The organism is Streptomyces sp. MZ04, from assembly GCF_004684775.1.
Classification (GTDB): domain Bacteria; phylum Actinomycetota; class Actinomycetes; order Streptomycetales; family Streptomycetaceae; genus Streptomyces.
The window spans coordinates 1-10514 of record NZ_SRIC01000278.1 but is presented as its reverse complement, the minus strand read 5'-3'; the positions used below and the strand labels follow the sequence as shown (position 1 = coordinate 10514).

7 protein-coding genes are annotated in these 10514 nt (G+C 70.1%); 5 read left to right on the top strand and 2 right to left on the bottom strand.

The annotated features are described in order from the left end of the window. Window positions 1–284: 284 nt before the first annotated feature. Both E2651_RS35530 and E2651_RS35525 read left to right on the top strand, forming a co-directional pair. A complete protein-coding gene (locus tag E2651_RS35530) occupies window positions 285–1130 on the top strand; it encodes an ECF transporter S component (RefSeq protein WP_135335384.1) in 846 nt (281 codons plus the stop codon). 321 nt (window positions 1131–1451) lie between these two features. Continuing rightward, complete coding sequence (locus E2651_RS35525) at window positions 1452–1931, top strand: transglycosylase SLT domain-containing protein (RefSeq protein ID WP_135335383.1); 480 nt, start codon at window positions 1452–1454, stop codon at window positions 1929–1931. A 164-nt stretch (window positions 1932–2095) separates the two neighbouring features. Here the strand turns inward: E2651_RS35525 and E2651_RS35520 are convergent, their stop codons facing one another. Beyond that, a complete protein-coding gene (locus E2651_RS35520; RefSeq protein WP_135335382.1) occupies window positions 2096–3265 on the bottom strand; it encodes a steroid 3-ketoacyl-CoA thiolase in 1170 nt (389 codons plus the stop codon). 282 nt (window positions 3266–3547) lie between these two features. Here E2651_RS35520 and E2651_RS35515 point away from each other — a divergent pair, with 282 nt between their 5' ends. Continuing rightward, window positions 3548–4792 carry a cytochrome P450 gene (locus tag E2651_RS35515; RefSeq protein WP_135335381.1) on the top strand — a complete coding sequence of 415 codons (1245 nt, stop codon included), beginning with the start codon at window positions 3548–3550 and terminating at the stop codon, window positions 4790–4792. A gap of 242 nt (window positions 4793–5034) precedes the next feature. After that, window positions 5035–6567 carry a hypothetical protein gene (locus E2651_RS35510; protein ID WP_245239434.1) on the top strand — a complete coding sequence of 511 codons (1533 nt, stop codon included), beginning with the start codon at window positions 5035–5037 and terminating at the stop codon, window positions 6565–6567. Here the strand turns inward: E2651_RS35510 and E2651_RS35505 are convergent. Then, window positions 6521–8581, bottom strand: a complete 2061-nt coding sequence (locus E2651_RS35505) for a bifunctional glycosyltransferase 87/phosphatase PAP2 family protein (protein WP_135335379.1) — start codon at window positions 8579–8581, stop codon at window positions 6521–6523. The genes E2651_RS35510 and E2651_RS35505 overlap by 47 nt on opposite strands. Window positions 8582–9048: 467 nt before the next feature. Between E2651_RS35505 and proP the strand changes: the two genes are divergently transcribed. Next, window positions 9049–10410 (top strand): glycine betaine/L-proline transporter ProP, encoded by a 1362-nt coding sequence (gene proP / locus E2651_RS35500; protein WP_135335385.1) that lies wholly within the window; start codon window positions 9049–9051, stop codon window positions 10408–10410. The last annotated feature ends 104 nt before the right edge of the window (window positions 10411–10514 follow it).

Here is a 10514-nt window from a genome sequence, read left to right as displayed (position 1 = left end):
GGAGCGGGGCTGCGGCATGGTGCGGGGCCGGGCGCGGATGCGACGCCGGACTCAAGCGCGAGCGCGGACCCAGGCACGGGCACGGGCACGGGCACGGACCCAGGCACGGGCACGGACCCAGGCACGGGCACGGACCCAGGCACGGGGGCGACCCCGGGCACAGGCGCGAGGCCGGACCCGAGCGCCATGCCGGACCCGAGCGCCAGCCCAGACCCGAGCGCGCCCCCGGCCTCGCGCGCAAGCGCTGACCTGCCCAGCGACGTGCCCCCAGAAGGAGCGCAGCCGTGAGCCCCGCATCCCGGGGTGAGAGGCCCGAGCGCCAGGCCCGTCCCATCCGGCTGGGCCCCCGGTCCATCGGCGCCCTCGCCCTGGTCAGTGCCGTCGGGGTCGTCGCCTTCGGGTGGCCGCTGCTCGCGGGTGGTGACTCGGGGCTGAGCGCGCATGCGCAGGACGCGCCCTGGCTGTTCGCGGCGCTGCTTCCGCTGTTGCTCGCCGTGGTCGTGGCGACCATCGCGGACGTCGGGCTCGACGCGAAGGCCATCGCGATGCTCGGGGTGCTGGCCGCCGCCGGGGCGGCGCTGCGGCCGCTGGGTGCGGGGACCGCCGGGATCGAGCCGATGTTCTTCCTGATGGTGCTCAGCGGCCGGGTGCTCGGGCCGGGCTTCGGGTTCGTGCTCGGGGCGGTGTCGATGTTCGCGTCGGCGCTGCTCACCGGGGGCGTCGGCCCGTGGATGCCGTTCCAGATGCTGTCCATGGGCTGGGTCTGCATGGGCGCGGGGCTGCTGCCGGGCCCGGACGCGATCCGCGGCCGCCGCGAGCTGTGGCTGCTCGCGGCCTACGGCGCGCTGTCCTCCGTTCTCTACGGCACCGTCATGAACCTGCAGGGCTGGCCCTACCTCGGCGGCCTCGCGACCGGCGTCTCCTTCGTCCCCGGCGACCCCGTCGGCGACAACCTGGGCCGCTTCATCGCGTACTGCCTGGCCACCTCGCTCGGCTGGGACCTGCCCCGCGCCGTGGTCACCGTCCTGCTGAGCCTCGCCCTCGGTCCCGCCGTCCTCAAGGCGCTGCGCCGGGCCACGCGACGGGCGGCTTTCGAGGCCCAGGTCACATTCGAGGGGCCCAAGGCGTAGTCGGCCGTTGGCTCTCCGTCACAGGGAGGGCCCTCGCGCGGTGAGGCGGCCCACAGGACTTTGGTCCTCTACTAGGCCTGCTCGTAGCACTTTCCGCTTGGCATGCGCGCTTCAATCACCGCCCCGACCTGCGGATTGAGAGCCACGTCACAGAGGGGACGTTCACCCCAAGTACGACAGCAACTAGCAAAAGGGGGCATTGCGGAGACGTGACAGCCCTGCTTCTCTGGATCGAGTCGCAGGGCGCCGACGACCTTCGGGTCCAAGGCGCCGACGCATTCCCCCGCCACTTTCCACGGCTAAGGCGTGCCCGCGACACCTATGTCCCCCACGGAAGGTCACGCTTTGTCCGCCTCGCTCCTCCGCCGTATCGCCACCCCGAAGAAGGCCCTCGCCGGTGTCGCCGTGGCCGCCGCCACGACCGGCATGCTGATCGCCGCGGGCCCGGCCCAGGCCGCGGCCCCGACCACGGCGAAGGCCGCGGCTGTCGCCGCCGCTCCCGCCGCGGCGCCTTCCTCGGCCCAGGCGATCGCGAAGAAGATGATCCCGGACCCCGCGCAGTACCAGGCGTTCAGCAAGATCGTTGAGCACGAGAGCGGCTGGAACCACACCGCGACGAACTCCTCTTCCGGCGCGTACGGCCTGGTCCAGGCCCTGCCCGGCTCGAAGATGGCCTCGGCCGGCGCGGACTGGAAGACCAACCCCGAGACCCAGATCAAGTGGGGCCTCGACTACATGAACGACCGCTACGGCAGCCCCGCGGGCGCGTGGGACTTCTGGCAGGCCAACGGCTGGTACTGAGCCGAATCCTCTCCGGCGCACCGGCAAATCACCGGCTCCGCCGAGTTCGCCCTCAATCGCCGGACAGGCTCTTCACTGCCTGCCCGGCGTTTCGGGTTCCCACAGCCGCTAAACAGCCGCCACAACCGCCACAACCGCCACAACCGCCACAACCGCTACAACCGCTACAACCGCTGAATAATCGTCCCCGTAGCCACCGCACCCCCCGCACACATCGTGATCAGCGCGAACTCCTTGTCCCGCCGCTCCAGCTCATGCAGCGCCGTCGTGATGAGCCGAGCCCCGGTCGCCCCGACCGGGTGCCCCAGCGCAATCGCTCCCCCGTTCACATTCACCTTCTCCAGGTCCTGCTCGAACACCTGCGCCCAGCTCAGCACCACCGAAGCGAACGCCTCGTTGATCTCCACGAGGTCGATGTCCTTCAGGGACATCCCCGCCTTGCCAAGCACCGCCCGCGTCGCATCGATCGGCCCGTCCAGGTGATAGTGCGGATCGGCCCCCACCAGCGCCTGCGCCACGATCCGCGCCCGCGGCTTCAGCTTCAGGGCCCGTGCCATCCGCTTGGACGCCCACATGATCGCCGCAGCGCCGTCCGAGATCTGCGAGGAGTTGCCCGCCGTGTGCACGGCGGTCGGCATCACCGGCTTGAGCCCGCCCAGGCCCTCCATCGTCGTGTCGCGCAGACCCTCGTCCCGGTCGACGAGCCGCCACATGCCCTGCCCGGCGCCCTGCTCCTCCTCCGTCGTCGGCACCTGAACCGCGAACGTCTCGCGTTTGAAGCGCTCCTCGGCCCAGGCCACGGCGGCCCGCTCCTGCGAGATGAGCCCCAGCGAGTCGACGTTCTCCCGGCTCAGCCCACGACGGCGGGCGATCCGCTCGGCGGCCTCGAACTGATTGGGCAGATCGACGTTCCATTCATCCGGGAACGGCTTCCCCGGACCGTGCTTGGAGCCCGACCCCAGCGGCACCCGCGACATCGCCTCGACACCACAGCTGATCCCCACGTCGATGACCCCGGTCGCGACCATGTTCGCGACCATGTGGCTCGCCTGCTGCGACGAGCCGCACTGACAGTCCACCGTCGTCGCCGCGGTCTCGTACGGCAGACCCATGGTGAGCCACGCCGTGCGCGCCGGATTCATGGACTGCTCGCCGGCATGGGTGACGGTGCCGCCGACGATCTGCTCGACGCAGTCGGCGTGGATGCCGGTACGGCCGAGGAGTTCGCGGTACGTCTCGCCGAGCAGATAGGCGGGGTGGAGATTGGCGAGCGCACCTCCGCGCTTGCCTATGGGGGTGCGTACGGCTTCGACGATGACAGGTTCCGCGGCCATGAGCGTCCTCTCCATCCACATCCCGCGGGGGCGTCCCGGCACCCGCACGGAGAACTAGTACGCGTTCTAGTTCTGCATGCAGTCTGCTGAGGCGCACCCCGGCGCCGCAAGGGTCTTGCACGCACCTTGCGCACTACCTGCACAGTGGGGCCTCCCCTGCTCTTCAAGAGCTTGGGGAAGCGGACCCGTCACGGGCCTTGCCACTTGTAGAACCCGTTATTACCTTGCGGGGCATCTCCTGATGGACCGTCAGAACAAAGAACTGAACTCCTGGAGTTGCCGATGCCCTGTCCAGCGCTGCCCGACGGGTTCGACTTCACCGACCCTGACCTGCTCGAACACCGCGTACCCCACCCGGAGTTCGCGAACCTTCGCCAGACGGAGCCGGTGCGCTGGATCGACCAGCGGCCCGGCATCTCCGGCTTCGACGACGCGGGCTACTGGGCCGTCACACGGCACGCGGACGTCAAATACGTCTCCACCCACCCGGAGTTGTTCTCCTCCAACCTCAACACCGCGGTCATCCGCTTCAACGAGACGATCAGCCGCGACCAGATCGAGGTCCAGAAGCTGATCATGCTGAACATGGACCCGCCCGAGCACACCCGGGTCCGCCAGATCGTGCAGCGCGGCTTCACGCCCCGCTCCATACGCTCGCTCGAGGAGGCCCTGCGCACCCGCGCCCGCTCCATCGTCGAGACGGCCCTCGCGAACGCCGCCCCCGACGGCAGCTTCGACTTCGTCACCAACGTCGCCGTCGAACTCCCCCTCCAGGCCATCGCCGAACTCATCGGCGTACCCCAGGAGGACCGGACGAAGATCTTCGACTGGTCCAACAAGATGGCGGCCTACGACGATCCGGAGTACGCGATCACCGAGGAGGTCGGCACCGAGGCGGCCATGGAGATCGTCAGCTACGCGATGAACCTCGCCGCCGCCCGCAAGGAGTGCCCGGCCAAGGACATCGTCAGCCAGCTGGTGGCGGCCGAGGACGAAGGCAACCTCTCCGGCGACGAGTTCGGCTTCTTCGTCATCCTGCTCGCGGTGGCCGGCAACGAGACCACCCGCAACGCCATCACCCACGGCATGCACGCCTTCCTCACCCACCCCGAGCAGTGGGAGCTCTTCAAGCGCGAGCGCCCGCAGACCACGGCGGAGGAGATCGTGCGCTGGGCGACCCCCGTCGTCTCCTTCCAGCGCACCGCGACCCAGGACACCGAGCTCGGCGGCGTGCAGATCAAGAAGGGCGACCGCGTCGGTCTCTTCTACTCCTCGGCCAACAACGACCCCGAAGTCTTCGACGATCCCGGGAAGTTCGACATCTCCCGCGACCCGAACCCGCACCTCGGCTTCGGCGGCGGAGGCCCGCACTTCTGCCTCGGCAAGTCCCTCGCGGTCGTCGAGATCAACCTCATCTTCAACGCGCTCGCCGACGCCCTGCCCGATCTGCGTCTGGTTTCCGACCCCCGGCGACTGCGCTCGGCCTGGCTGAACGGGGTCAAGGAACTGCAGGTCAGCACCGGCTGACCCGCGGCCAGGGAGGCAGGGGCGACTCCCCCCTACGCCCTGCCCCTGCCTCCCCCTGGCACAGGGAGCCAACTCTTCCGTCGCGTGACGCGTCTTGAGAAGTGAACCTTGCCTCTCCAAGTCCTCGAAGTCCTCGAACGGAAACGGTGGCTGTGGTCTCCGCGGATATCCCCCTCGCACCGTCGGGCAGCGCGCCCGCCGAACGGAACAACACCTTCCGCACTTTCGTCCGACGTCACCGGATCCCGCTCGCCGCCACCCTTCCCACGCTTCCGCTGTACGCCGTGTGGGCGGCGTTCCTCGCCACGGGCGGCGGCGACCTGGCGGCGCAGGAGGCCTGGGCCCGGTTCGCCTCCGAGCACGGCGCGTCCGCGTACGGCCTGTTCTGGTACGGCGGCATGCACACCGCCAACTACAGCCTGATCTCTCCGTACTTGATGGCCGCGGTGGGCGTGAAGACCGTGACGGTGGCGTCGGGCGTCGCCGGTGCCTGGCTGGTCGCCGCCCTCATCGCGCGCACCGGCGTCCGGCGTCCGCTGTGGCCCGCGGTGCTCGCCTCGCTCGCCGTGTGGTGCAACGTCGCGTCGGGGCGCACGACCTTCGCACTGGGGCTCGCCTTCGGGTTCGCCGCGTGCCTGATGCTCGTGCGGGAGCGCCGGGTGTCGGCCGCGGTGGCGTTCGGGGCGCTTGCCACCATGTCCAGTCCGGTGGCCGGTCTCTTCCTGCTGGTCGTGGGCGCGGGATATTTCCTCGTACGCGACTGGCGGCGGGCCGCGGCGCTGCTCGTGCCGCCGGTGGTGGTCGTGGGGGCGACGACGGTGCTTTTCCCGTTCACCGGCGAGCAGTTGATGCCCTTCGACCGGATCTTCCCGCCCGTGGTGTTCGGCCTCGCCATCGTCGTGGCGGCGCCGCGTCAGTGGCGGGTGCTGCGGTGGGGCGCCGCCGTGTACGCGGCCGGCACGGTCCTCACGTACCTCGTCCCGTCCCCGATCGGCACGAACGTGGAGCGCCTCGCCGAACTGCTCGCGCCTGCCGTGCTGTTCGCCGCTCTCCGCGCGCCCGCCCTTGACCGCGTACGCAGGACCGTGCTCGCGATCGCGCTCGTGCTGTCCACGGCCTGGGTGGCGCAGAAGACGGTGGACGATCTGACGGTGTCCACGACCGTGCCGAAGTGGGCCGTCGACACCCACGGTGTGGTGCGCGAGCTGGAGCGGCTCGGTGCCGACCGGGGCCGGGTCGAGGTGGTCCCCGCCCGCAACCACCGCGAGGCCACGGCCCTTGCCCCGCATGTGAACATGGCGCGCGGCTGGAACCGCCAGCTCGACGTCGAGCGCGGCCGGCTCTTCTACGACGGGTCCTTCTCGGCGGCCACCTACCGGGCGTGGCTCGACAAGTGGGCGGTCGGCTATGTGGTGCTTCCCCCGGGCAAGCCGGACGGGTTCGCCGAGGACGAGGCGGCGCTCGTCGCGAGCGGTCCCGACTGGCTGGAGCCGGTGTGGAAGGACGCGCACTGGCGGATCTTCCGGGTGAAGGACCCGGTGCCGATGGTGTCCGCGCCCGCGTCCGTCGTCCGGTCCACGGGCTCGGACATGGTGCTCCGCGTCCCCACCCGTGAGCCGGTGACGCTGCGGCTCGTGTACTCGCCGTGGCTTCGGGCAGCGGGAGCCTGCCTGAAGCGGCACGGCGAGTTCACCCGGCTCACGGTGTCCGAGCCGGGCACCTACCGGATCAGCTCGGGGTACGGTCCTTCGCCGAGTCCTTCGACATGCCGGTGACCGGCTCGGCCCCCGTCGCCACCTTCAGGGGCTGCCGTACGCGCGGCCCGGCGAGCAGATAGCCGAGGCCGAAGCCCGCGCCGACGACGGTCGCGCCGCCCACCGCGTCCAGGACCCAGTGGTTGCCGGTCGCCACGATCGCGGAGACCGTGAACAGCGGGTGCAGCAGGCCCAGCGCCTTCATCCACCACTTCGGCGCGAGGATCGCGATCACCAGACCGCACCACAGGGACCAGCCGAAGTGCAGCGAGGGCATCGCCGCGTACTGGTTGGTGAGCGAGGTCAGCGTGCCGTACTCCGGCTTGCTGAAGTCCTGCACGCCGTGCACCGTGTCGATGAAACCGAGGTCGGGCATCAGGCGCGGCGGCGCCAGCGGGTAGAGCCAGAACCCGACGAGCGCGACGACCGTGGCGAAGCCGAGCGCGGAGCGCGCCCAGCGGTACTCGGCGGGGCGGCGGACGTAGAGGACGCCGAGGATCGTCAGCGGCACCCCGAAGTGGAACGACGTGTAGTAGAAGTTGAAGAACTCCTCGAGCCAACCGACCTTCACCACCGCGTGGTTGACCCAGTGCTCGATGTCGATGTGCAGGAACTGCTCGATCGTGTAGACCTGCTCGCCGTGCCGCTCGGCCGCGGCCCGGCCGCCCGAGATGGTGCCGCCGGTCGCCGCGAGCCGCGCCTGCTGGTAGGCGGAGTAGCCGACACGGATCAGGAGCAGTTCGAGGAGCAGGTTCGGCCGGGTCGTGACCCGCCGCCAGAACGGCATCAGCGGCACCCGGCTCCAGCGCGCCGGGACGGGCGCGGCGTAGTCGGTGGGGATGGGGCTCTGGTACTGCGGTGCCGTACGGGACAGGAACGGCACGAGGGCGGCGGCGGCGAGCGCGGCGATCAGCACGACGTTCTCGCGGATGGGCTCCACGACCGGCATGTTCGGCAGCATCATCTTCGCCGGCAGGGTCGAGACGAGGATGACGGCCACGGGCCACATGTACCGGTCGGACTGCTTCTTGCCGACCCGGCCCACCACGGCGAGCAACACCCACAACAGCTGGTGCTGCCAGGTCGTCGGGGACACGGCGACCGCGACACAGCCGGTGATCGCGACGGCTAGCAGCAGCTGCCCGTCCTGGGCGTAGCGGACGGCGCGGCGCAGGCCGAGGAAGATCACGGCCGCGCTCAGGAGGACGTAGAGGCCGATCTCCACGGGCCCCTCGATGCCGAACCGGAGCAACGCGCCGTGCAGCGACTGGTTGGCGAGGCCGTCCGGGCGCGCGCCGAGGCCCGCGCCCGCCAGGTGGTGCACCCAGTACGCCCAGGAGTCGTGCGGCATCGCGGCCCAGGCGAGGGCGGTGCAGGCGAGGAAGGTGGCGCCGGTGGCGGCCGACGCGCGCCTGCGGCCGGTGAACCAGAACAGGGCGGCGAAGAGCAGCACGGTCGGCTGCAGCGCCGCTCCTATGCCGATCAGGATGCCGCTGGCCCGCTCGCCCCGGACGGCGAAGCAGCCGAGCAGCACGAGCAGGACGGGAATGATGCTGGTCTGGCCCAGATGCAGGGTGTTGCGCACCGGGAGCGACAGCATCAGGAGGCAGATCGCGACGGGTGCGGCCAGCAGCGAGGTGCGCCGGGACACGGGCTGCGGCAGGGCGCGGGCGGCGACCAGACCGATGACCGCCACGAGGATCAGGGTGCCGAACGTCCAGCCCCAGCCGAGCGCCTGTTCGGCAGCGCGGGCGAACGGCTTGAGCACGAGTCCGGCGAAGGGAGTACCGGTGAACTTGTCCGCGTCGTAGAGGGAGCCGTTCACATGCAGGACGCCCTCAGGACCGATCCAGGTCTCCAGATCGGTGAGGCGCTCACCCTTCGGCGTACGCACGACATCGGCCACCTGCCGTACCCCGAGTATGGCGGCGATCGCCCAGAGGGCGGCACGGACCGCCTCGATCCGCGCCTTGGGTGTACCGGACGCCCCTGGTCCAAAGGCATTTCCCGGTCCGCTGTGCTCGATGTTCGCCACGCGCCGTCGGCCCTCCCGCCCCGCTCGTCGTCTCTGCTCCGTCGCTTCCGCCGCTCATGGGCGCCGCGCCCGTCGGGAGAGACGCGCGCAACCTCTATTTCACCTGGCAGCCACACCGCTTTCTACCGGCTTTTGCGCGTACTTCCCAACCAAACCTTTCGTCCGCATGGCCGATATCTCACCCCCTACTGTCCAGAAGATGACGGTCCGACCTCCCCGGCACGGTTCCGCATCCCAGCCGCGACATAGATCACAAAGGACCCTTCTCGCCGCCACCGGAAGGAGGGGCGTTTGACCTGGATAGCGGCACTTTCCGTGCGGTGCGCGGCGGACCGGACACCGCCCGTAATGATGCTGCTTGCACCTATGGTCGCTTTCGAGCCGCCCCCTGCCGGGCGGCTCTGTCCTTGCCGTCAACCGAGAGGCAGGCGAGCGAACCCTTGCCGACCGCCACACCCGTCGCACCCCTGACCAAGACCCCGCCGTCCCCGCACTCACCGACGGAGGCGGAGGTCACCGTCGTCGACCCGGCGCTGGTCAAGCGCGCGGTGAAGGCGGCCGCACTCGGCAACGCGATGGAGTGGTTCGACTTCGGCGTCTACAGCTACATCGCCGTGACGCTCGGCAAGGTGTTCTTCCCGTCGGGCAACCCGACGGCCCAACTCCTGTCCACCTTCGGCGCCTTCGCCGCGGCGTTCCTGATCCGCCCGCTCGGCGGCATGGTCTTCGGGCCGCTCGGCGACCGCATCGGCCGCCAGAAGGTCCTCGCCCTCACCATGATCATGATGGCGGCGGGCACCTTCGCGATCGGCTTGATCCCTTCGTACGCGACGATCGGCGTGGGCGCCCCCATCCTGCTCCTGCTCGCCCGCCTGGTGCAGGGCTTCTCGACGGGCGGCGAGTACGCCGGCGCGTCGACCTTCATCGCCGAGTACTCCCCCGACAAGAAGCGGGGCTTCCTCGGCAGCTGGCTGGAGTTCGGCACGCTGGCGGGTTACATCGGCGGCGCGGGCCTGGTGACCCTGATGACGGCTCTCCTCTCCTCGGACGACCTCCTCTCCTGGGGCTGGCGCATCCCGTTCCTGATCGCGGGCCCGATGGGCCTGATCGGCCTCTACCTGCGGATGAAGCTGGAAGAGACCCCGGCGTTCGCCGCCGAACTCGCGAAGGCGCACAAGGACGAGCAGTCCCGCCCCAAGGTGCGGCTGCGCGAGATGGTGACCGGCCAGTGGAAGGCCCTGCTCCTCTGCATGGGCCTGGTCCTGGTCTTCAACGTCACGGACTACATGCTGCTGTCGTACATGCCGAGCTATCTGACGAGCGAGCTCAAGTACGACGAGACGCACGGCCTGCTGGTCGTCCTGGCGGTGATGGCGCTGATGATGTGCGTCCAGCCTTTCGCGGGCGCGCTGACCGACCGAGTGGGCCGCCGCCCCGTGATCGCGGCGGGCTGCGCGGGCTTCCTGCTCCTCTCGGTCCCCGCCCTGCTCCTGATCCGCCAGGGCTCGCTCTGGGCGATCGCCCTGGGCATGGCGGCGCTCGGCCTGCTCCTGGTCTGCTTCACGGCCTCGATGCCATCGGCCCTCCCGGCCCTCTTCCCCACGAAGGTCCGCTACGGCTCGCTGTCGATCGGATTCAACATCTCCGTGTCGATCTTCGGCGGCACGACCCCGCTGGTGGTGACGGCCCTGATCGGAGCAACGGGGAACATGATGATGCCCGCGTACTACATGATGGCGGCGGCGATCGTGGGCGGCATCGCGGTGTGGTTCATGAGCGAGAGCGCGGGGAGGCCCTTGCCGGGTTCGCTCCCGGCGGTGGAGAAGTAACCCCTATAGCCCGTCCGGCGTTTGAGGACGAACTCGGCGGAGCCGGTGACCTTCCGGTACGCCCAAGGCCGGCGAAGCCGGAAGGCTTCGGGAAGGGGCGGGGC